This window comes from Streptomyces sp. NPDC006602 (assembly GCF_042870385.1).
In the GTDB taxonomy this organism is placed as follows: domain Bacteria; phylum Actinomycetota; class Actinomycetes; order Streptomycetales; family Streptomycetaceae; genus Streptomyces.
Map to the genome: position 1 here is coordinate 465,274 of NZ_JBIAHG010000005.1, position 21,394 is coordinate 486,667.

Annotated in this window: 20 protein-coding genes and 3 pseudogenes; 12 read left to right on the plus strand and 11 right to left on the minus strand. The window is 67.5% G+C overall.

From position 1 onward, the window contains the following. The first annotated feature begins 154 nt into the window (after nucleotides 1-154). A complete protein-coding gene (locus ACFYO2_RS17305) occupies nucleotides 155-1,882 on the plus strand; it encodes a copper resistance CopC/CopD family protein (RefSeq protein WP_388349390.1) in 1,728 nt (575 codons plus the stop codon). On the opposite strand, the gene ACFYO2_RS17310 is transcribed toward ACFYO2_RS17305, so the two are convergent. Next, complete coding sequence (locus ACFYO2_RS17310; protein WP_388349392.1) at nucleotides 1,782-2,747, minus strand: DUF72 domain-containing protein; 966 nt, start codon at nucleotides 2,745-2,747, stop codon at nucleotides 1,782-1,784. The two genes, ACFYO2_RS17305 and ACFYO2_RS17310, sit on opposite strands and share 101 nt — an antisense overlap. 80 nt (nucleotides 2,748-2,827) lie before the next feature. On the opposite strand from ACFYO2_RS17310, the gene ACFYO2_RS17315 reads away from it, so the two are divergent. After that, complete coding sequence (locus ACFYO2_RS17315) at nucleotides 2,828-3,118, plus strand: zinc-ribbon domain-containing protein (protein ID WP_388349393.1); 291 nt, start codon at nucleotides 2,828-2,830, stop codon at nucleotides 3,116-3,118. 13 nt (nucleotides 3,119-3,131) lie between these two features. On the opposite strand, the gene ACFYO2_RS17320 is transcribed toward ACFYO2_RS17315, so the two are convergent. Further along, nucleotides 3,132-3,599, minus strand: coding sequence for a DUF5990 family protein (locus ACFYO2_RS17320; protein WP_388349395.1), 468 nt, complete (start codon nucleotides 3,597-3,599; stop codon nucleotides 3,132-3,134). 86 nt (nucleotides 3,600-3,685) lie between these two features. Continuing rightward, nucleotides 3,686-5,107, minus strand: coding sequence for an ATP-binding protein (locus ACFYO2_RS17325; protein ID WP_388349397.1), 1,422 nt, complete (start codon nucleotides 5,105-5,107; stop codon nucleotides 3,686-3,688). 502 nt (nucleotides 5,108-5,609) lie between these two features. Here ACFYO2_RS17325 and ACFYO2_RS17330 point away from each other — a divergent pair. The 3 genes from ACFYO2_RS17330 (at nucleotide 5,610) to ACFYO2_RS17340 (ending at nucleotide 8,364) form a co-directional block, all read left to right on the plus strand. Further along, nucleotides 5,610-6,983 (plus strand): ferric reductase-like transmembrane domain-containing protein, encoded by a 1,374-nt coding sequence (locus tag ACFYO2_RS17330; protein ID WP_388349399.1) that lies wholly within the window; start codon nucleotides 5,610-5,612, stop codon nucleotides 6,981-6,983. Between the two features lie 66 nt (nucleotides 6,984-7,049). Then, nucleotides 7,050-7,655: an FMN-binding protein gene (locus tag ACFYO2_RS17335; protein ID WP_388349401.1), complete on the plus strand. Its 606-nt coding sequence runs from the start codon at nucleotides 7,050-7,052 to the stop codon at nucleotides 7,653-7,655. 235 nt (nucleotides 7,656-7,890) lie between these two features. Beyond that, the gene (locus ACFYO2_RS17340; RefSeq protein ID WP_388349403.1) at nucleotides 7,891-8,364 is read left to right on the plus strand and encodes a hypothetical protein; all 474 of its coding nucleotides are present in this window, start codon (nucleotides 7,891-7,893) and stop codon (nucleotides 8,362-8,364) included. 187 nt (nucleotides 8,365-8,551) lie between these two features. Here the strand turns inward: ACFYO2_RS17340 and ACFYO2_RS17345 are convergent, their stop codons facing one another. From ACFYO2_RS17345 to ACFYO2_RS17355, 3 genes are all read right to left on the minus strand, one after another. Next, nucleotides 8,552-8,893 carry a hypothetical protein gene (locus ACFYO2_RS17345; RefSeq protein WP_388349405.1) on the minus strand — a complete coding sequence of 114 codons (342 nt, stop codon included), beginning with the start codon at nucleotides 8,891-8,893 and terminating at the stop codon, nucleotides 8,552-8,554. A 575-nt stretch (nucleotides 8,894-9,468) separates the two neighbouring features. Then, the gene (locus ACFYO2_RS17350; RefSeq protein ID WP_388349407.1) at nucleotides 9,469-9,744 is read right to left on the minus strand and encodes a hypothetical protein; all 276 of its coding nucleotides are present in this window, start codon (nucleotides 9,742-9,744) and stop codon (nucleotides 9,469-9,471) included. Nucleotides 9,745-9,928: 184 nt separating this feature from the next. Further along, the gene (locus tag ACFYO2_RS17355) at nucleotides 9,929-10,558 is read right to left on the minus strand and encodes an HNH endonuclease (RefSeq protein WP_388349409.1); all 630 of its coding nucleotides are present in this window, start codon (nucleotides 10,556-10,558) and stop codon (nucleotides 9,929-9,931) included. Between the two features lie 198 nt (nucleotides 10,559-10,756). Here ACFYO2_RS17355 and ACFYO2_RS17360 point away from each other — a divergent pair, with 198 nt between their 5' ends. Next, complete coding sequence (locus ACFYO2_RS17360; RefSeq protein WP_388349411.1) at nucleotides 10,757-11,191, plus strand: hypothetical protein; 435 nt, start codon at nucleotides 10,757-10,759, stop codon at nucleotides 11,189-11,191. 18 nt (nucleotides 11,192-11,209) lie between these two features. Here the strand turns inward: ACFYO2_RS17360 and ACFYO2_RS17365 are convergent. Next, nucleotides 11,210-11,592, minus strand: a pseudogene (locus tag ACFYO2_RS17365) (hypothetical protein). Further along, nucleotides 11,586-11,860 (minus strand): annotated as a pseudogene (locus ACFYO2_RS17370) (ATP-binding protein); the annotation flags it as partial. The pseudogenes ACFYO2_RS17365 and ACFYO2_RS17370, both read right to left, overlap by 7 nt. Here ACFYO2_RS17370 and ACFYO2_RS17375 point away from each other — a divergent pair. Next, nucleotides 11,837-12,667: pseudogene (locus ACFYO2_RS17375) on the plus strand (tyrosine-type recombinase/integrase); the annotation flags it as partial. The pseudogenes ACFYO2_RS17370 and ACFYO2_RS17375 sit on opposite strands and share 24 nt — an antisense overlap. A gap of 103 nt (nucleotides 12,668-12,770) precedes the next feature. Here ACFYO2_RS17375 and ACFYO2_RS17380 read toward each other — a convergent pair. Next, nucleotides 12,771-12,950, minus strand: coding sequence for a hypothetical protein (locus tag ACFYO2_RS17380; protein ID WP_388349413.1), 180 nt, complete (start codon nucleotides 12,948-12,950; stop codon nucleotides 12,771-12,773). A 620-nt stretch (nucleotides 12,951-13,570) separates the two neighbouring features. Here ACFYO2_RS17380 and ACFYO2_RS17385 point away from each other — a divergent pair. Continuing rightward, nucleotides 13,571-14,797, plus strand: coding sequence for a PIN domain-containing protein (locus tag ACFYO2_RS17385; protein WP_388349415.1), 1,227 nt, complete (start codon nucleotides 13,571-13,573; stop codon nucleotides 14,795-14,797). 178 nt (nucleotides 14,798-14,975) lie between these two features. Here the strand turns inward: ACFYO2_RS17385 and ACFYO2_RS17390 are convergent, their stop codons facing one another. Both ACFYO2_RS17390 and ACFYO2_RS17395 read right to left on the minus strand, forming a co-directional pair. Further along, on the minus strand, nucleotides 14,976-16,223 hold the full coding sequence (locus tag ACFYO2_RS17390; RefSeq protein WP_388349417.1) for an XRE family transcriptional regulator: 1,248 nt from the start codon (nucleotides 16,221-16,223) through the stop codon (nucleotides 14,976-14,978). A gap of 158 nt (nucleotides 16,224-16,381) precedes the next feature. Beyond that, nucleotides 16,382-16,717, minus strand: a complete 336-nt coding sequence (locus tag ACFYO2_RS17395; RefSeq protein ID WP_388349419.1) for a winged helix-turn-helix domain-containing protein — start codon at nucleotides 16,715-16,717, stop codon at nucleotides 16,382-16,384. Nucleotides 16,718-17,150: 433 nt separating this feature from the next. Here ACFYO2_RS17395 and ACFYO2_RS17400 point away from each other — a divergent pair, with 433 nt between their 5' ends. The 4 genes from ACFYO2_RS17400 to ACFYO2_RS17415 all read left to right on the plus strand — a co-directional run bounded on the left by ACFYO2_RS17400 (nucleotide 17,151) and on the right by ACFYO2_RS17415 (nucleotide 21,256). Next, nucleotides 17,151-17,441: a hypothetical protein gene (locus ACFYO2_RS17400; RefSeq protein WP_388349626.1), complete on the plus strand. Its 291-nt coding sequence runs from the start codon at nucleotides 17,151-17,153 to the stop codon at nucleotides 17,439-17,441. Then, a complete protein-coding gene (locus ACFYO2_RS17405) occupies nucleotides 17,438-18,559 on the plus strand; it encodes a conjugal transfer protein (RefSeq protein WP_388349420.1) in 1,122 nt (373 codons plus the stop codon). Before ACFYO2_RS17400 ends, ACFYO2_RS17405 begins: the two co-directional genes overlap by 4 nt. Then, nucleotides 18,556-18,939, plus strand: a complete 384-nt coding sequence (locus tag ACFYO2_RS17410; RefSeq protein WP_363040139.1) for an RRQRL motif-containing zinc-binding protein — start codon at nucleotides 18,556-18,558, stop codon at nucleotides 18,937-18,939. Before ACFYO2_RS17405 ends, ACFYO2_RS17410 begins: the two co-directional genes overlap by 4 nt. Nucleotides 18,940-19,021: 82 nt before the next feature. After that, nucleotides 19,022-21,256: a cell division protein FtsK gene (locus tag ACFYO2_RS17415; protein ID WP_388349422.1), complete on the plus strand. Its 2,235-nt coding sequence runs from the start codon at nucleotides 19,022-19,024 to the stop codon at nucleotides 21,254-21,256. Nucleotides 21,257-21,394 lie beyond the last annotated feature (138 nt).

Here is a 21,394-nt window from a genome sequence, read left to right on the forward strand (position 1 = left end):
GGCATCCGTATCTTTCCGGAGGCGGCGAGTCCACAGACGGAGAAGAGACGTGGAGCGTGACGGTGAGCGCAGGTCAGGTCTCGGGTCGAGCTTCCGGCCAGGCCCCCAGTCAGGTCTCAGGGCAGGCAGACGGCGCCGGGGGCTTCAAGGGCTGGTGCTGCTGGGCACCGTGCTGGTCCTGCTCCTCCTCGGCAGCGCGGGACCCGCGTCGGCCCACGCCGCCCTCCGCGCCACCGACCCCGAGGACGGAACCGTCCTCAAGTCGGCCCCGCGCCACCTCACCCTCACCTTCACCGAGTCCGTAGGCCTGCTCGAGGACTCCTTCCGCGTCCTGGACCCCGACAACCACCGCCTGCGCCTGGGCAGCGCCGAGCACGCGCCGGAGGGCTCCGACACGGCCCGGGTCACCCTGCCCGCGAAGCTCGCCGAGGGCACGTACGTGGTGGCCTGGCGGGTGGTGTCGGCGGACAGCCACCCGGTCTCGGGCGCGTTCACGTTCTCGGTGGGCAAGCCCTCCGTCACCACGGCGACGGTGGACACGGGCCCGGTCGAGAACCCGGCCACGGCCGGCCTCTACAACATCGCCCGCTACCTGGCCTACCTGGCCGTGGCGTTGCTGATCGGCACGGCGGTCTTCATGACGGCCTGCCGACCCCCGGACCCGGCTCCCCTGCACAGGCTCCTGAAGGCCGGCTGGTGGACCCTGCTGGCGGCCACCGTGGCCCTCCTGGTGCTGCGCGCCCCGTACGAGTCGGGCACGGCCCCGGCCTTCGACCCCGCGGCCTTCACCCGCACCCTCACCACCCGCCCCGGCCTGGTCCTGCTGGCCCGCCTGGCCCTGCTCCTGCCGGCCGCCTTCTTCGTCGTACGACTGCTGCGGCGCGAGCCGCTGTCACGGGCCCGGCTCGCCGCGGGCACCGCCCTCGGCGTCGGCCTGGCGCTGACGTGGTCCGCCGGCGAGCATGCGTCGGCCGGCATCCAGGTGCCGGTGGCGATGACGTCGTCCGCCCTGCACGTCCTGGCGATGGCGGTGTGGCTGGGCGGTCTGACGGCGCTGCTGACCACGCTGTACAAGTCGTCGTCGGCCGTCCCGCCCGCGGTGGTCAGGAGATTCTCCCGCCTGGCCTTCCGGTCGGTGACCGTCCTGGTCGTCACCGGCGTCTACCAGTCCTGGCGCGGCCTCGGCTCCTGGAACGCCCTCACCGACACCACGTACGGCCGCCTCCTCGTCGCCAAGCTCATCGCGGTGGTGCTCCTGCTGGTCATGGCGGACATGTCACGGCGATGGACGGCGCGGCTGGCGCAGGTGGAGGCGGCCGTACCCGAACGGGTGCCGGAGCCGGTGGGCGGCCCACCGCTGCCCCCTTCGGAACCCGCCACCGCCCCCGCCACCTCGACCCCTACTCATGCCGGCCTGCGCCGCTCCGTACTGGCCGAAGTCGCCGTCGGCGTGGTGGTCATGGTGCTCACGACCGTCCTCACCGGCACTCTTCCGGGCCGAGCTGCCGCCGAGGCCGCCGAAACGGCGTCGACGACCGGCGTGCCCACCGCGTCCGTGACCACCATCCCCTTCGCCGTCGGCTCCGCCCGCGGCAAGGTGCAGATCACCCTCGACCCGGGCCGCACCGGCGACAACTCGGTCGAGGCCGTGGTCCTCACCCCCGACGGGGGCCTGGCCACCGTCCCGGAACTCCGCCTCTCCCTCACCCTCCCCGCCCAGGACATCGGCCCGATCGACGCCGAACTCACCGACAAGGGCGGCTACTGGGGCACGAGTTCGCTCAACCTCCCCCTCGCCGGCGACTGGATGATGAAGGTGACGGTCCGGGTCTCGGAGATAGACCAGGTGAGCGAGTCGAAGACGGTGCGGATCGCGGGCTAGGGAAGGGCCGGCCGGCGTCCTCGGGGACGAGCAGGCGGTCCATCGTCTCGGCGGCGCGTACGGCGGAGTCGGCGCAGCAGTTGTTGAAGAGGACGTGGAGTTGGCCGACCTGTTCGGCGAGGGCGCGTAAGCGCGGCGCCCACTCCTCGAGTTCGGCGCGCGCGTAGTCGTGGCGGAAGCGGTCTTCCTTGCTGCCGGTCCCCCAGGCGGTACTGCGCCCGTGGAACCGTACGACGGACAGGCGCGGCGTGGTCACCGGGGTGACGGGCGGTATGGAGGAGGGCAGCGTCCGGGCCATGTCGACACCGACGGCGGCGAAGCCGAGGCGAGTCAGCAGAGCACGGGTCGTCTGCTCCCGTTCCTCCCGCCACCACGCCGGATGCCGGAACTCCACGGCGACCGGCCAGCCCGCCGTCCGCACCGCGCACTCCTCCAGGAACGCCTCGGCCCGCGCCCCCGGCCGGAGCCACGGCGGAAACTGAAACAGCACGCTCCCGAGCCGCCCGGCCATCCCTAACGGCTCGATCCCGGCGGTGAACCGCGCCCACACCTCGTCGAGCACGCCAGGATCCCCGGCATCGGCGGGCAACCCGGCCGGCAGGGCACGTGCGCTGGTCGGATGCCCGGTGAGAAGTGAGAACGCCTTCACGTCGAACAGGAACCCGTCCGGCGTCCGCTCCACCCACAACCGACTGTTCCGCTCCCCGGGCAGCGCGTAGTAACCGGAGTCGACCTCCACGACGCGAAACCGCTCGGCGTAGTGCCGCAGCCGCCCCTCGGCGTCCCGCCGCCCGACGGGATACCAACCGCTGCCGACGAGCGCCCGATCGGTCCAGGAACACGTCCCGACGAGAATGTCACCCATGGGGCAGCGGTTACCCAGCCGACGGGGAGGGACGCGGTGTGCAGGACACTGTGAGGCATCGACTCGGGAAGGAACCCGGCATGATCATCTTCGGCACCAAGGGATACCTGTACCAGCTCGCCATACTGACGCTGGTGTGCGGCCAGTGCGGCAACCCCGCCGCGCACACGCTCAGGAAGCGCGTCACGAAATTCACGCTGTTCTTCGTGCCGCTGTTCCCGCTCTCCACGAAGTACGCGACGCAGTGCACCTTCTGCGGCGCGGAACAGAAGCTGACCAAGGAACAGGCGGAGCAGCTGCAGGCGCAGGCCGCGGGCGGGCACGCCGGTCAGCCGTACGGGCAGACACAGCAGCAGCCGTACCAGTCCTGACGGGTACGGCTGATCAGCCGGCGGGTTCGGCGGTCCAGGTGACGTGCGGTGGTGTGATCCGTGCGCACAGGGGGCCGCCGCATGCGTCGGTCAGACCGAGACGTGCGACCAGCAGGCCGTCGGGTGCGGCGGCGGCGAGTACGTCCGCGGGGACGGCGTCCAGCATGAGCTTGCCGCGGCGGAACATCGTGAAGAGGCCGGCCTCGTCGACTGTGCCCCACGACAGGTAGACGAACCGGTGCCCCAGCCGGTTCTGCACATAGGGGCCCGTCACCTCGATGCCGGTCGGCGAGGTGACCGCCGTGCACTCCAGGGTCCAGGTGGCCGACGTGGCATCGCCGCGCTGCGGGTCGAGCAGTTCGGCCGGCCGGTCGCGGCGCTGCACGGCGACGTGGATGTTGCCGTAGGCGGGAGCGGAGCCGTCGGCGAGGGCCGGGCGGGTGAGGCCGGGCAGGTCGAAGGCGTCGATACGGATGCGCATGTCCGCCATCATCCGCTGTGTCGAACGCCGGTGCCTCTCCCTCATTCGGGCACGCTCATCACAGTGCACAGGAGCCCAGCCACTGCCTACGCTCTGCGCCAGGTGCTGAGCAGTCCCTCGGGGCCGTACGCCGCCTGGAGTCCTGAACAGCTGACTCCGTTGCGGGAGACCGCCACGAGCGGCACGGGCTCGTCAGTGATCGCCGCCCGGTGCTTCTGCAGCGTGGCCAGGTCGTGGCTGTCGAACGCGGAGTTCTCAAGCCACTTGACCGAGCCGAGGAAGAGCAACTGCCTGGCCACCGGCTGCCGGTCGGCACCCACCAGGTCGATTTCGACGTCGTTGCTGCGGGTCCAGTACGCGCCGATCGCCGGGGCGGCGGGCAGGAACGCGTCCGGAAGGAGGCGGGCGAGGGATTCCCGGAGGAGGGGTTCGATCGCACGCCCCCGCCAGCTTGTCCACTGCTCCTTGATCCGGCTCAGTGTGAGATCTCCCCGCATCCGCTCGATCTCCGCCATGTGCGGATCCAGAAACGTGAGCCAGAAGCGCAGGTAAGGGTCGGCCACTCGGTAACGGCGTTCCTTCGACGGTCGCAGCGAGAGTGGTAGCTCGGCGGCCACCACCCGCTTCTCTGTCAGGACATCCGTGGCTCGGGTGAGAGTGGTGTGGGCGATCCCGCCGGCCGCGCGCGCGATGTTGGTGAAGGTTCGCTCCCCGGATCCGATGGCCCGCAGGACCTCCCTGCTCATCGCCTGCGGTGGAAACTCCGCGGCCAGCGACCGCTCGGCGGAGACCAGGAGCGCCGAGATCGGGTTGTCCAGCGAGTCGCGGAGAAACTCCCAGACATCCGCTCCGGGCCGCCACTCCGCACAGATCAGCGGGAGACCGCCTGTGACCAGGGCGGCGTCGAAGGCGGCCGCTGGCTCGAGCCCGAGCATCTCGCCGATGTCGGCAGGGTTCAGCGGCCCCACGACCATTTCCCGGCCCCGCTGATGGAAGGGGCGGTCGTAGCTGTTCAGCGTCTCCATCATCGACAGGTCGGATCCGACCAGGAGGAGCAGTACGGGTTTACGGCTGAGCAGGCGATCCCACGCCCGCTGGAGCATGCCCTCGAAGGCGTCGACGCGGTCCATGAGATACGGAACCTCGTCGATGACGACCACGCTCGGGCTGTCGTCGGGCAGGACCTCAGCAAGCAGCCTGAACGCCGCATTCCACTGCTCCGGACTCTCCTCCGAGAACAGTTCCCGCTCCGGCAGGGTGGATCTGACGACGGCGTCGAGCAGTTCCGTCAGTTCGTCCTCCGCAGTGCCGCCCGCCGCGGTGAAGAAGAGGTTCGGGGCCCCGATGCGCCGGAGGAACTCCTCGACGAGGCTGGACTTGCCGACCCGTCGCCTTCCGCGCATGAGGATGCATTGACCTGGTTTCGGTGATCCGACGGCGTCCTGAACCGCCTGGAAGGCGTTTCGCAGTACGCCCAGCTCCCGGTCCCGCCCGACGAAACGACGCATGAGAATACTCCCGCAGAAGATAGTATCGATAGAGATACTATCTCTGTCGCTACCATACTGGGCAACGCCATGGATGCGGGAGAGGGTGAAGAGTGACGGTGGTCGGGGGCTGCGCCGTCCGAAGGTGCTGGAGGAGTGCGCGCTGCTGATGACAGTCGGGTCGTGGTCGAGGCCAACGGAACCGAAGAAGGGCCCCACCGCGAACGGTGGGGCCCTTCGACATCGTGCCCGGTGAGGCACTGGCGGAGGATACGAGATTCGAACTCGTGAGGGGTTGCCCCCAACACGGGGGCGTTCTGACCTGGGGCGGAGCGGTCGGTGGAGGGGCTCCCGGATGCCGCTGGACGGAAGCGAATGAGACCAGAACTGAGACCACCGGCTGCTGGTTCTGGTTGCCGGTATCGGGCGCGTACCGCTGGAGGGCCGGGCCGGTGACGGCCGCGATGCCGGCATCCGGCCGGTATAAAGTGCCGGGGCACCAACCACGTAAAGGACCGTGGCCTTGACGACGATCCAGCAGAGTCGGGCGGGAAGACGGCAGGCCAAGCGCCGGATCCGCCCCCGGCGATCCCCGGCGGTACCCCTGTTGGTGCTGGGCTGGGCCGGTGCGGGAGCTGTGCTGTGGCTGTGGTGGCGGAACACCCCGGCCGTCCCCCTGACGACCGCCGAATGGCTGGTGGGCGCCGGCCGGATGACCGGGCTGCTGGCCGGCTATGCGATCGCCCTGACAATCCTGCAGATGGCGCGCGTTCCGGCGCTGGAGCGCCGGGTGGGCTCGGATCGGGTGGTGCGCTGGCACGCGATGACCGGCCGGTACGCGCTGTGCCTGACCGTGGCCCATGTGGTGCTGATCCTGTATGGGTATGCGATGCAGGCGGACCTGGGCATCGTGGCGCAGACCGTCTCGTTGGTGACCGGCTACCCCAGGATGATCGAGGCGACCGCCGGGACGCTGCTGCTGCTCCTCGTCGGCTTCGTCTCGGCCGGTGTCGTGCGGCGCCGCGTGCGCTATGAGACCTGGTACTACCTGCACTTGCTCACCTACGCCGCGGTCTACCTCGCCCTCTGGCACCAGTTGGCGACGGGCAACGAGTTCGTCGACGACACCGCCGCACGCATGGCCTGGTACGCCCTCTACATCGCGGTCGGCGCCCTGCTGCTGTGGTACCGGGTGCTCACCCCGGTGCGGCTCAACCTCCGGCACCGCATGCGGGTCGACTCGGTCGTGCCGGAGGCGCCGGGCGTGGTCTCCGTACTGATCCGGGGCCGGCGGCTGCACCGGCTGGGCGCCGAGGCGGGGCACTTCTTCCGCTGGCGGTTCCTGACCAAGGGGCTGCGGTGGACCGCGAACCCGTACTCGCTGTCGGCCCCGCCCCGGCCCGACCTGCTGCGGATCACCGTCAAGGCGGTCGGCGGGCACAGCGCGGCCCTGACCGGGCTGCGGCCGGGTACGCGGGTGTGGGCGGAGGGGCCGTACGGCGCCCTGACGGCCGCGCGCCGCAGCCGTGGCAAGGTGCTGCTGCTCGCGGGTGGCGCGGGCATCACCCCGCTGCGCGCGCTGTTCGAGACGCTGCCCGCGGCACCCGGTGATCTGACCCTGCTGTACCGGGTCCGAACCTCCGAGGAACTCGCGCTGCGAGGCGAGTTGGAGGCGATCGCGGACGCGCGCGGGGCGCGGTTGCTGTACGTGGTGAACAAACCGGACGGTCGCCGGACCGCGATCACCGCGAAGACACTGCGCAGGCTCCTGCCGGACATCGCCCGGCACGACGCGTACCTGTGCGGCCCGCCGGGACTGGCCGAGGGGTGGTACGCGGCGCTCCGCGAGGTGGGTGTTCCCGACCGGCGTATCCACTACGAATCCTTCGAGTTCTGAGTCCGGAGGCGTCCGTGAGCACAGTGCCTGTGTGACGCTCGTGGGACCGCATGCGCTGGAAGTTCCGTGAGGAAGACGCATCCGCTCCGCCGTATCGTGCTGGCCGGCGCCGCCACCGTCTCCACCATCGTGCTGCTGCTCGCGCTCAAGCCGAACTCGGACCCGGCGCTCGCCCAGCCCGAGCACACCCCCACGACCCACCCCACGGCGCACGCCTCCCCGTCGGCGTCCTCGGGCTCCCCGTCCGCTTCGGCGTCGCCGTCGAAGACACCCGAGAAGAAGCGCGCCTCGTCCTCCCCGAGCGTGTCGGCGTCACGGTCCGCGTCCCACGCCGCGGCCCCCACGAGGACCAGCAGCGCCCCCTCCGCCCCGAAGACCACGTCGGCAGCGCCCGCCACCCGTACCGTCACCGGTGCCACGGCCCAGACCAAGTACGGTCCGGTCCAGGTGCGGATCACGCTCACCGACGGCAGGATCACGAACGCGACCGCCGTTCAGTCCCCCTCCTCCTCGCCGAGGAGCGAGGAGATCTCCTCCACCGCGATCCCGAAACTCAACCAGGAGACGCTGGCGGCCCAGAGCGCGGACATCGACACGGTGTCCGGTGCCACGTACACCAGCGCGGGCTACAAACAGTCCCTGCAAAGCGCCTTGGACCAGGCCGACATCTGAGGCCGCGCCGCATGGTCACAAGTACGCGGTCGACGCCGCCGTGGCCGAGATGGCGCTGCGCACGGTCGGTATGGCCGATCCGTTGATCAAGCTGCTCCACCACGCTCGGTCGGGGACGTACGGGAGCTTTTCGACACACGAACCGCAGGGCTCGGCGAACCACTCCTCGATGCCGGGTGGGCGGCGAAGTGTTCGCGCCCAGGCGTTGTCAGAGTGACCTGGCAGGATCGGCGGCATGGACTACTGGCCGTACCCGCCGGTTGAGGGGGACCGTATCGATCCGTTCGACACCGCGCGGACGGACACGCAGTATGTGATCTTCGGTGGTCACCGGCCGACGTCTGCGTTCACCGATCCCGCCAGGTTCGACGATCCGGATCTGCACCTATGGATCCCGTGGGGATACAAGATCCTCCGTATGGCGCAGAAGGTGGCCGTCTTCCGGCACGGCGACGTCGTACGGGAATGGCCGGTGCTCCACCGCGACCCCCGCGTCGACCCGGTGGACCCGCCTGTCGGCGTCACCCTGTACCTGGACAACTGGCGGCGCAGCGTCTGCGGGTATCGGGTCTTGACCTCGCCGACTGGGATGACCGCGCCCGAAGACGCCTACGACCACGCCGACGCCATCGGGCTGGCCCGCACCGTCTCGCAGACCGAAGGCCGCGCCCTGGTGGTGTACATGTACGACGCCCGGAACTGGCACTGACGACTGAGACAATTTCGAGGTGGTCGACACCACGTCAATCGCGACAGAGGATGTTCGTCCGTCTTCCGGGAGCCTTGATGGCCGGTGATGGCAGGCGACCGGTCACGTGGGCCCAACTGCTCCGCAGCGTTTGTCGGATCGCCGTCCCGCGAGCCTCGCAGATGCGTGCCCCGCGCGCGTGAACCGGTCACGGGCGTCGAAGTTCGGCACTTGCCCCGCTGAGTGCCAGTACCTCGGACTCCGAGGTTCCGCCGCCGAACCCGTCAATGGCGTAGGACACCCAGGTGGCTGACCGGCTGACGTACAAGTTGGGGATCAGGACGGTCACGGCCCAGCTCACCTGCGCACCCGGAATCCTCAGCCGCGACTCCCATCGATCGTCCCAAAGCACCCACCGGACGGTGACGACGTCGTTGGCGGCCATTCCGGGATACGGGCCGATCCGGACGGTGGCGGGCCCGGTGAAGTCCGACTCCAAGTAGCCGTCGATCGCCTCATCGACGGTCGGCGGTGGCAGCAGGTCGGTCATCGAGCCCTCGGTCCGTCAGCGGGCATCGAGGCCGAGATGCGTGATGCTGGCAGCCACGCCCTACGACGACCCGCGCAAGGTGGTCCAGACGCTCGAACGCACCTGTGGGACCGGCAACTACCACTACGCCGCCCACTTGTAGGAACGGAACGAGAGCGATCCCCCGGCCAGGTTCGGAGTGCAGACCGACCGGAATGACTACCGGCCGCCGAGAGGAGGGTCACTTCGCCATGCCTGAGTTAAATGTCGTGAATGTCGGAAATAAATGAGACCAGAACTGAGACCGGGGCACGCCGAAGATCCCGGCAGCTGGAGCGGCCGGGATCTTCGTCTCGCCTGGTCAGGCGGCTGCGGAGGATACGAGATTCGAACTCGTGAGGGGTTGGCCCCAACACGCTTTCCTACTGTGGTGGTGGGGTGTTGGGGCGCGTGCGGGGTTGTTCACCTGCGTTCATGGGCGGTTGGCCGGTGGGGCGCACCCGGATCTTTGTCTCGTTTGAACGGCCGTGAACGGCTGAATGAGACGGAAACTGAGACGGGCCTCGCTGTGCTGATCTGGAGCGAGGCCATCGGGGCTACAGACCGAAGCGCCTCGTAGAGGTCGTCGTAGGCGCTCCAGCAGTCGACACTGCCATCGGACTGCCCATGCACCAGTCCTCATCGTTGACCGGCTTCACCAGACGCAGCCCATGGAACCCCAGGACGATCTCGGGATGGAGCCGTTCGCCTTCTCCCGGCCCGCCCACCAACGCCACGACGCGATCGGTGTCGAGAGCCACGGACTCCCGATTTCCGGAGACGTCGCGGATCTCCTCCAGAGTCCACCCTGCCGGTAGCTGCACGCCTGCCATCACATGATGATGACAGCTTCCGCGGCAGCCGAGTTGAGGCCCTCATGCCATCTCCGAGCACCGCTTTAGGAGTTCGATCAAGGCTCAGCTCGACCGTAGGACTGCGTGGACGCCTTGGCTGAGCGAGATCGCGCACGGCCCCTGCTGTACGCAGTCGTTGATGTCACTCTTGGATGTCAACCGATCAAGCCTTCTCAGCCTCGCAGCCTGCTTGCTGAGCATGCTTGGTGATCTCATTTGCAGCTGCCTGAAGCACGGCGACACGGGTGCCTTGGCTGTATCCAATGGCGAAGTGCGTTCCTGCTTGCCCTAGGAGGCCGCGAAGGAGCTCGGATACTCGCTCAGTTGCACCCTCCTCCGCGACAACAGAGGCCAGAGCGTCTTTGAAATCCGGAGCCCTCTCGGCGGCAGCAAGCCACGCCACAAAGGTCTCAACTTCCCTGCTGGGGCGCTCTTCTCTTGTCGCGATCCAGCGAGCCATCTGCTCTGGGTCTCTCCAGTCTGGTGATTCTTGATGGCAAGGTTGACAGAGTAGGAGCAGGTTGCTCGCGTCGTCCGGTCCGCCAAGACTCTTGGGAATGATGTGGGATCGTTCGAGGTTGGCGCGTTGCCATGAGGCTTGGGGAGTGGCCTGGTTCCACCGCTCGGAAAACCACCCGCAGGCGAAGCAACACGGCTCGTCAAGACGCAGGTGCGGTGCGAAATCACACTGTCTCGGGCTTTTCTCCCAATGCTGCGCAATTTTCCACTTGCTCGGTACGGACATCGGCCCCCCTCTGGCTGCTACCGGCAGCATTCCACCCGCCAGTGACATCGGACCCTGCACTTAAGCCGAGCGGTTGGTGGGTGTTGAGCCCTGAAGGGCCACGACGTATTCCTTCTCCGACTTCGAGCGGCCGATTGCTGTAGCACGCGGGGAGCGGAGCGAGCCGCCTTGAACCAGTAGAGAAAGTTGTAACTCATTCGGTCGGATGGGGCTTGTCTTGTCTCGGTTGATGCAGGGGAGTGTGTCTTGAGCGCTGAGGCCAGCTACGGAACACAGCCTGACGTGATCGCGGCGCTCCTTGCGGCCGTTGGAGATGCGGTGGCGGTGCTGTCATACGACGAGGACCGGACGTTTGCCGCGCTGAGCTTGGGCGACTTCGGTTCTGTGGGGTCATCTCGACTGGACTGGAGCGGTGCTGAGGTACTCCGGAGCTCTCCAACCTTCGCAGGCGGGGAGCTCCAGAAGCTGTTGCGCGAACTGGGTCGACTGGATGAGTTGGCAGTTGTGTTCTGGGGGAATCTCGCAGTGCCCTCGCTCGCCCTGGAGGCCGGCCTGGTGGCGGCGCATGCCGACGCGATACTGGAGTGCTGCTCTGAGTGCTGGGTCTACCTCGTCGACAGCGGGGTCTTGATCGAGTTCCAGGATGGCGAAGGGTTCACCGCCGGGCGGGTGTCACGTTGACCTCTTGGTGAAGGTTGATCAACTACCGGTGAGCGGCTTGAAGTCGTACGCGCAGGTTGGGAGTTCGACGCCCTGGCTGTGGGCCAGGGGCAGAAGGATCACGGAGCGGATCGTCCAGGTGATGCGCGTGGTGGCATGGGTGACGGTCACCGTGCAGGCTCCGCCCGTAAGAGGGCTCGTCTCGTCTCGATGCGGCCGTCGTAGAGCCACTCCCACGCATTGTCCGATGCGTCGGGGTCGAGTGCTGGAGAGATGGTGCGCAGGGCGACCGCTACCCATCTGCTGGCTTGCGGTGCCGAGTACGCGTCGAACGAGCCCCGCAGTGTCGGCCGCGTCCCTTCGGCGAGATCTTCGGTCCAGCACTCGCACCAATAGCCCCGCCGCGGCTTGTCCGTCAGCACGGGTGACCTCCCGCACGAGGGGCTGTGAAGAGTTCCGCGGTGACCGTGTGTCCGCCGTCGCTGTCATGGACCACAACCCGGTGGGCGATCGCGCTGACCATCCCCAGGCCCCGGCCGTGCTCCGCTTCCTGGTCCTCGACCTTCGGGGCCGTGCCGGCGCCGCCGCCATCCGTGACCGACAGGGCGACGACCTGTGCAGAGACCGCAAGGGCCAGGTGTAGCTGCCCGACGTGAGGCCGCTGGCGGTGTGGAGGATGGCGTTCGCGCTCCCGGCCTAGGCGCTCACAAGCTCGACCGCCTGGAGCCGGAGCACCTCGAACGCTTCTACCGGAAGATGCAGACGTCCGGGAGCTCCGCTGGCACCGCCCACCACGCTCACCGCACGATCCGGGTCGCCCTCGGTGAGGCCGTGCGACGCGGGCATGTAGTCACCAACGCGGCTGAGATCGCCAAGGCTCCTCGCCTCGAAGAGGAGGACAGGGGAGGCCCTTGGCCTGCACTGGGAAGACGTCGACCTCGACGCGGGATATGTCCGCATCCGTAAGAACAGGCTCCGCCCCAAGTACGCGCACGGCTGCGGTGCCAATCCGTGCGGTCGGAAGGCGGGCTACTGCCCCAAGCGGGAGCAGACCCGGCGTGAGCACAAGTCCACCAAGTCCCGAGCCGGACGTCGAACCATCGGCCTGCCCGATCCGCTGGTCAGATTCTCCGCCAGCACGAGGAATCACAGGAGCGGGAGCGGATCGCGGCCGGTGCCGAGTGGGAGGGCAAGGGGTACGTCTTCGCCTCGCCGGTCGGCGGAGCGTTGAGCCCGAACACCGACTTCCACACCTGGAAGCGACTCCTGCGGGACGCAGACGTACGGAACGGCCGTCTCCGTGACGCTCGCCACACTGCCGCGACCGTCCTGCTGATCCTCGGCGTCCCGGACGTCATGATCGACTCGATCATGGGTTGGGAGCCCGGGGGAGCGGCTCGGATGCGCGCCCGGTACATGCACGTCACTGGGCCGATGCTTCGGAAGGTCGCACAACAAGTCGGGGGAGTCCTGTGGAATCAGCCTACGGGTGACTGAGACGGGCGAGGTCGAAAGCCCCGACCCATCATGGGCCGGGGCTTTCGACTGCCTAAGCGGACAGACGAAGGGTCTCGCAGGGTCGAGATGCGCTCTGCGACGGTCAGCGGGTGACGGCCACGAGAACGGCCATCAGCGCCACCATCGTCGCAACGCCACTCATCGCGACCTGGATCGGCGCCATCAGCGCGGGGCGGAAGCGCACCAGCGCACCGAGCGCCGATGCCAGGAGAAGCGTCAGAACGACGACCACCACGGCGAGCACGAGCATGATCAGGATCATCAAGAACAACCTTCGAGTAGGCGTGCGACCCGCACGTGAGAGGCGGAGCGCGCGTGCTCCATCCCTTCTGAGGGCTGCGGGGGTCCCCGACAGCACGGCGAGAATGAGCGATGCGGGGGTTAGCGCCGCAACCCCTGCCTGAGCTGCGCCTTTGTCACTTCGGTCGTATCGATCCGTTGGGCCCTACACCCTCAGATAGTTAGGTGCGCAACTCCTGGGTCGGTGTGCTGCCACACCCGAATGCAGCGTGAACGACGAAGGGCCCCACCGCGAACGGTGGGGCCCTTCGACATCGTGCCCGGTGAGGCACTGGCGGAGGATACGAGATTCGAACTCGTGAGGGGTTGCCCCCAACACGCTTTCCAACTGTCCGCGTGGCCGTACGGGGGCGTCCGTGGGGGTTCACGGAGCAGGTCAGACGGGGTACGCGTACATGTGTGAACGGTGGCGGCCGTCAGCGCACTGGACAAAGACCAGGACAACGAGCGGCTCGCAGGCAAGCAAGATCAGGGAACGTCTCACACGCTGCGACAACAGGCGCCACGATGGAGGAGTCAACTTCCATACCTCCTGGCCACTGCCCGACCGGTGAAGCCGCACATACGCATTAAGGCGGGGCGATGATCCTAATCCTCGACACCAACGCAGTCCGAATGTTGAATCCGAATGGAAGCAACGCAGATGTATTGCGAATCATCAAAACTTCCGGTAAGGCGAAAATTGCGGTTCCGGAAATGGTGTTGCATGAGATGCTGGCCCAGCAGGTGATCGAATACCGGGACGCGTACGTGAAGGCGGTAAGCGCGGTAAAGCGCGCTTACGGCCGCCACCCGGGGCTGGCCAAAGGATTTAGCAGACTACCTGAAGAGCCAGACATTTACGGCGTCCGTAGGGAGTGGGACAAGCAGTATAGGGCGATCTTTACCGTGATCCCTACGAGTGGGGAAGCGGCGCTTAAGGCCCTGGTGCGAGAGGCTAACGGCGAAAAGCCAGCGAAGATGACAGATAAGCAAGGTGAGAAGAAAAAGGAGGGTGCTAGGGATGTAGCAATTTGGCTGTCGGTGGTCGATTTTATGAAAAAGTACCCGAACGAGCAGGTGTATTTCGTCACCAAGAATTCTAAAGATTTTGGTGACGGGAGCGGGTGGCCCTCTCCCATGGATGCTGACATTCAGGGGATGGAGCATCGTATTACACTCCTGGAGGACATGGATGCTGTAATTTCAGAATTCACGGAGGAAGTGCCTGCTAGTGAGCTTAGCGCTGATGCTGCCACTGCGCTTATGGGATTGTCGCAAACTGTAGGTGAACTGGCGATCAAAAAGTTGCATGGTAAACCTCGACTGCCAGCCTCACTCTTGTCGGGCTTCGATGAAGGCAGAAGGCAATTCAAGCGCACTGGATATCGGCGATGGGTTGCTCCCCCGGATGCCGAACTCCTCAATGTCTCTAATGTGACGGGCCACAAGATCGGAGACAGTGTCTGGTTCGTTGCGGACGTGGAGTGGCTTTTGTGGGGGCTAGCTCTTTCATGGGTTCCTGATCGAGGGGTGATTCCCGTTATGTGTATTTGGGAAACCAGGGTCTTGATGACCACTTCAGGAACGGAGCGAGCGACAGTTCTCTCTGATAGGCCCGTCGTAAAGGGACTGCTTCCTGAAGATCGCGATAAGTGGGAACCGGTCTTCGAGCGTTTGCTTGGTTCAATCAATGGGCTGATGGCGAGTGACACTCAGGAACTCGTCTCTCGGCAGCTTTTGAACTACAGCGATGAGAACCGCAACCTGATTGCTCATCTGCCGCGCCTCATTGTGGGTGTTGAGGGCGAAACCGAGGAAGATAGCTGAGCTGTATGCCTCAGCCTGGACAATCGTTGCGAAGAAACCGCTTCGATTGTCCAGGGCGTCGCCGAAGATGGAGCCGGCGCCCCGCTCGTGGCTTCTACGGAGCGACCCAGGTCCCGGAAGCAGTGAACTTGGAGGGCGAGGCCTCGAAGCAAGGCCCGCCCGTCTCAGTTCCTACAGGTCAAGAGGGCAGGAACCCCGGCTTCTCCCTGCCCATGTCTTGCAGGTGGTTCAGGTAGTCCTGTGCTGCCGGTTCGGTGCTGTAGCGCTGTCTCATGACGGCCGCGAGTTCTCGACTGGTCATGATCAGGGACGGGACAGACTGCCGGTCGCCCTGTAGGGCGCGCTCGCCGTGGATGAGGGCCTGTTCGAGGTCGCCCTCTCGCGCTGCGGTGACCCCCAGGGTTACCCGCGCTTCGGCGTTCCGCATGGGCGACCGCTCCGTGCCGTCGAAGTCAGTTCCCGCACGCAGAACCTCATCCGCGAGTGTCCGCGCAAGTCGGTCTTCCCCGACCAGCCGGTAGCAGTCCATCGCGTAGAAGTCGAACTTGGCGGGGTCGACAACAAAGTGGTTGTCCAGGTTCTCGGGATACGGCATCCCCTCTAGCATCCGGCGCCCCTTGTCGAGGGCCACCTCAACCTGCCGACGGTCTCCGAGCCGCGCCCATGCCTTGGCCTCTTGGGCGGCGAGCTGCACGGCGACACCATGGTGTGCTGCGGTCTCTGCCCCGGCTTGCGCTGCCGCGATGACCCCGCGATAGTCGCCGGTCGTGAGGGCGAACCATGCACGCATTTCGTGTGCCCACCCGGCCACCTCGGGGTGGTCGGACTCGGTTGCGAGCGAGAGAGCGGCACGCCGCGTGGACTCGGCCGCGTGGCGGTCGCCCGTGTCGTACTCGACACAGCCGACCAGCAAGGCGAGCCAACCCGACAGTGCGAGCACCTCGCGATGCTGGGCAAGCGTGAGGCTCTTCGTGTGCAGGTCGACAACGCGGCGAAGCCACTGCCGACCCTCGATGAGGAGCTGGGCACTCGGCATGAACGGGTACTCAGAGCAGAGGCGGTCCGTGGTGATCCGGAGAGCATCGAGCGTCGCGCTGTCGACGTCGGACCGGTTCAGGCGACTCACGATCTCCAGAGTCTCCATACCGCTCGCTGCCAAGATCTCCTTGTCCCCGTCCCGTCGTGACGGAGCGGGGAAGAGGGCGTGTGTCACCGTACCGAACACCGCCGCGATGATCGGCTGGTAGAAGTCGTTCGGGGCCTGGCCGGACTCCCAGCGCTTCCACTGGCGAATCATGCTGTCCTCTGCCGGCAGTTCCGTGGGTGCGTGTGCACGCAGGGCCCTGACCGCGTCACGCTGTGACCAGTCGCGCGCCTGTCGTTCGGCAGCGATGCGTCGCGCCCATGCGGGCCTGTCGTCAGTCATGCGCCCTCCTCCGAGTGCCTACTCCGAGTCTCGCGCGCGAGCAGGGGGGACAGGGAAGGGGACAGGGGGGTGTCACCGGACATGTCCCCACCCCCCTGTCGTCGTCCCCTGGCTGTCACTTACCTCACACACTCCGTTACTCCCATGCTGGTTGCAGATCAAGCACCACCTGGTGCGGAGCGGCTTTCCAGCGCTTCGAGCCGTTCGGTCAACGCCTTGAGTTGGGAGCGGATTTCCTTGATGTCATCGCGTACGTCGTCGCCCGAGGCAGACCCGTCGCTGACGAAGTTGCCCAGGTTCCCCGCCGACACGATCAGTCCTTCGGACCGGAGTGCAGCTAGCCCGTTCTGGATGGTCTGGCTCGCATAGCCGAAGCGGTCCATCAACTCTCGCTGAGACGGGAGTTTCTCGCCCGGCTTCATCTTCTTGATGTCGTCGCGGAGAGCGTCCGCGACCTGCACCGCCTTCGGCTTGGGCCCTCCTGTGACAGTCATGACTTGAGGGTACCCACCACAGCGAACTAGTGCGCATCACCCTATGAGGGTTGTGCACCACAGCAGACTAGTGCAAGCTAGTTAGCAAGAGGTTGCCCCGACTCAAAGGGGAAACCGCTTGACCTGCACAGACAGCGTCCGGAGGAAAGCCCGAGGGGGTGAGTACGAAGGAAGCGCCGGTTCCTTGAGAACTCAACAGAGTGCTTTGAGATTGGCGGGGCTTGACCCCGTCCCCGTGACGGCCGGGTGACGACCGTCGGCCCCGGTATCCAGCCGTGAGGGCGCGGAATCGACTTCCGCCCGGGGTCACTTGGGGTCCGCCGCGACGTGCGGCGTTGGCCCTCACCTCCGACGCGGCGGCACTCCCGGACAGGACAGCCCGCCGCGCCGGATCTCCCATTCCCGACGTTCCAAGGAGAAATCCACCATGCGTATGCGCACCTTCGTCGCCGGCCAGGAAGCGCACGGCGACATCGAGTTCGCGGAACTGGCGCTCGGTATCGACATCGACCTGTTCCGGGGCCCGTTGGAGTTCGAGACGGACGGCGAGCGTGCCGCCCGCGAGGACGCGGCCCGTGACATCCTCGCCGACCTGCGTGCGGAGGCGGAGGCCGGTGACGAGATCGCCGGTTGGGACGCCCTGTACGGGGACGCGCTGACCCGTACGGTGCCGTTCCTGCGCTCCGCTCGCGGCTACCGGTCGGGGACGGGGGAAGCGGCATGAACGAGACCCGCAAGCCTCTGACGAAGGTTCAGATCGGCGTTCTGACGGCCGCGTTCGTGCCGATGCTCGCCACAGGCGTCGTCGGCGGGATCGGCACGTACAGCAACATCGGTCACGCCTACGGCACGGGGACCGCGCTCGGTGCCCTCGGTGCCGGTGAGGGCGCCACGGCCGTCCTCGCCCTGGTCCTGCTGGGACTGACCATGCTGGGCCAGTCCTCGCCGCGCGTCGTACGGATCGGGCTGTGGGCTCTGCCGGCCGCCGCCGCCGTCATGGGCGCCATGGCCGCGCCGGACCCAGGGCGGACCGTGATCTACGCCCTGACCCCGATGGGCATGTCCGTGTCGGCGGAGGGCATGGCGTTCCTCGCCCGCCGGATCGTCGTTCACACCGACGGCCGCGACGCGGAGAACGAGCGGCGCACCGCCGACATCGTGCAGGCCCTCGCCTACCACCGGGCGCGCGCCGCACACCACCCGGTCGACCGAGTCCGGAAGCGGTCCGATCGGGCGTCGTGGCGTCTGGCCCGCAAGGTCGGGGTCGGGGATGCCGCGCTCGGATCGAGGCTGATGGATGTCCAGCGCGACCGGATCGCGGACGGTGCGGATGCCGCGCTCGCGTCGATGTTCGGCGGCACGGCCCCAGCCCTCGCGCCGGTTCCCGACGCGGACGCGAATGCGGAGGAATCTACCGAGACCATGAGGAATCGGTCTATGGCTGACCTGCGGGAATCGACCCCGGCGCCGTCTGTGGTGTTGACCCGCTTGCCCGCACCCGATCCGGTGGCGGTTGACTTCATGAAGTCGACTCTTCCCTTCAAGCCTGCCCCGGCGCTCGCCTCACCGGTCGACCCGGCCGGGCGGCGGGCGGTGGCGGTCGACTCCCCCCGATCCCGTCGGGCGACCGGCCGGGTTCCCGACGTGGCCCGGTCGCCCCGATCGAAGCGCACGGCGGATCAGTTGCTCGCTGAGGCCCGCACCGCGACCGCCGATTGGCCGGACAGCCGGATCACGGCGGAGGGCATCCGCCGCGAACTCCGTACCTCGCCGGCGAACGCGCGGACGCTGCGGGACACGATCCTCGCCGAACGTGCCGCCGACGGCGGTAAGGCCGCGTGAAACGGCTAGCCCTCGCCGATTGCTTCGACCCGGACGGCGAGCGCTTCGGTATCCCCACTTACCCATGGCGATACGCCCCCGACGACCTGGCCACCCGCCGCCAACTCCGCACACGTGGACTGCGCCCGGGTGGTCAGGACATCGCGGCACAGATCCTCCGGCCGCGTCGTCGGCGCGAACCGTTGACCGCGTACCTGTACCGGGTCGACCTCGCCCGTCCGGTGCGGCCGATGACCCCGGCGAGGTGGGCAGCGCTCGCCAAGGCAAATGCCGCCCGCCGCCGTTGCCCCGAGTGCGGCCGGGACGCCGGATACGTGATCCCCACCTCGCTCGGAGCCTGTGTGACCTGCGCCTTTCCCGAGGAACAGCGCGCCGCTTGAACTACCCCGAACCCGGGTCCGGCCGCCCACCTTCCACAGCAAGCCGGCCGGACCCTTCGACTCCCGAAGGAGTGCGTACATCGTGACGGAAACCACCGCCTTCCCGCCCCCGGAGGACCCGGAGGGCACCGAACAGCCGACGGCCGACATCGTGCCGTTCCCGCTGAAGAAGAAGACCGACCCCGCCGACCCGGCCGCGCCGACCGGCGAGGGCGCGGTGAAGCCGGGGGAGTGGGAGGCCGAACTCCCCGACACCGACGACCCGGAAGCCGACGGCCTGAGCGAGGGGGCGCCGGTCGACCCGCCGCGCGAGGTCTACCCGCCCTCGGTCGCGGAATGGATGGAGGCCAAGGACAAGGCCCGTATGCCGGTCCTGCCGGACTGGGTGAAGCTCCCTGACCAGCGCACGGCGGTCCGCAAGTGGGCCGTCCGGCACTACTCCGCCGTGGTCGGCTACCACGCCGTGCGGCTCCCGCTGGTCTACACGCCGAAGATCTGCATGTACTCGCCGCGCGGCGCGTGGCGGTGGTCGACCGCGATCGGCCGGTGGGTGTTCGACGCAGAGGGCAAGGGCTTGCGGCTCGCCTCCGTGGCCAACGAGGACGCGGCGGAGTACCTGAAGCTGTCCCGGCAGCGCAACGACCGCGTCCGGCTGCGGGGGATCGTCGCGACGATCGCCGGTTTCGTCGGGCTGGCCGCCGCGCTGACCCTGTACGTCATGGCGCCGTCGTGGCTGCTCATGCTGGCCATGGCGACGCTGGCCACCACCCTCGGTGTGGTCGGTGCGCCGGCGGACCGGCCGCTGATCGACATGGCCAAGGTGACGTTCCGCAAGCGCAAGCTGTCCTCGGACATCGTCATCCGCGCACACGAGGCGGCCGGGCTGACCACCAAGGATCAGACGATCGCCTTCCCGCGACCGATCGGCCGGGACGGGGACGGCTGGCGCGTGATCGTGGATCTGCCGTACGGCAAGACGTTCGAGGACGCGATGAAGGCTCACGCCCGTCTCGCCTCCGGTATGGACATCGCCCCCACTCAGCTCTTCCTCGACAAGGACGAGACGAGCGGGCGGCGGGTGTCGTACTGGATCGCCGACCGTGACCCGCTCGCCGTCCCGTCGGGCAAGTCGCCGCTGCTGGGGGCGACGCGGGTGGACTTCTGGAAGCCGTTCCCGTGGGGTGTCGACGAGCGGGGCAACCCGGTCATGGCCACGATGCTGTGGCTGTCGCTGCTGGTAGGGGCCGTGCCGCGTCAGGGCAAGACGTTCTCTGCCCGCACGATCGCGCTCGCCGCCGCGCTGGACCCGTACGTGCGCCTGTACGTGTTCGACGGGAAGGCGTCGCCGGACTGGCGCAAGTTCGCGTTGGTCGCGCACCGCATCGGCTTCGGCATCGTCCCGAAGAACGGGGTCGACCCGGTGGGGCATCTGCTGGCCTCGCTGCGGGAGTTGAAGGCGGATGTGGAGGACCGGTACCACCGGCTCTCGGAACTGCCGCTGCACGTCTGCCCGGAGGGCAAGCTCACCCCGGAGATCAGCCGGGACAAGAAGCTGAACATGCCCCTCACGCTGTTCGTGGTGGACGAAGTGCAGGAGTACCTGACCCACCCCGAGCACGGCAAGGAAATCCTGTCCCTGATGGTCTACCTCGCCCGGGTCGCCCCGGCCGTCGGTGTCTCCGTGATGACGGCGACGCAGAAGCCGGACGACAAGGCGTGCCCGTCAGAGCTGCGTGACCAGCATCAGGCCCGGTTCGCCCTGCGGGTCGGCGCCTACCAGGTGTCGGACACGATCCTCGGTGCGGGGTCGTACTCGGAGGGGTTGGACGCGTCCAAGCTGCTGAAGTCCCACAAGGGCGTCGGTCTGCTCAAGGGCATGTCCGACGACTCCGGGATCGTGCGCACCTACCTCGCCGACGGCCGCGACGCCGAACGTGTCCTGACCAGGGCCGCCGCGTTGCGCGAGGCGGAGGGGACCCTGTCGGGTGACGCAGTCGGCGAGGTCTCGGCGGCGGAGACGTCCGCGACGATCCTTGACGACGTCGCGGCGGTGCTCGGCAAGGGCGAGACCAAGGTGTGGTCGGAAACGGTCGTGGACCGGCTTGCCGACCTGCGCCCGGACGTCTACGGCCCGTGGGCGGAGTTGGAGCCCAAGCCCAAGGCAGAAGCGCTCACCGCCGCGCTCAAGCCGTACGGCATCGGCACGGGGCAGATCAGCCGGCGCATCGACGGCGAACAGGTCAACAAGCGCGGCATCAAGCGCGACGACATCGCCGCCGCGATTACACAGCGCAACCAGAAGCGGGACGCCGGATAGGTCTCACAGCCTGCTACCGGTAGCGGCAGACGTCGCTACCGGTAGCAACCCTGCTAGCGATCGAAATGGCCCCTGATCAGGCCGCTAGCGCGTAGCGGCCGACCTGCGGAAACCCCCTCCAACCCCCTCTGAGAGGCC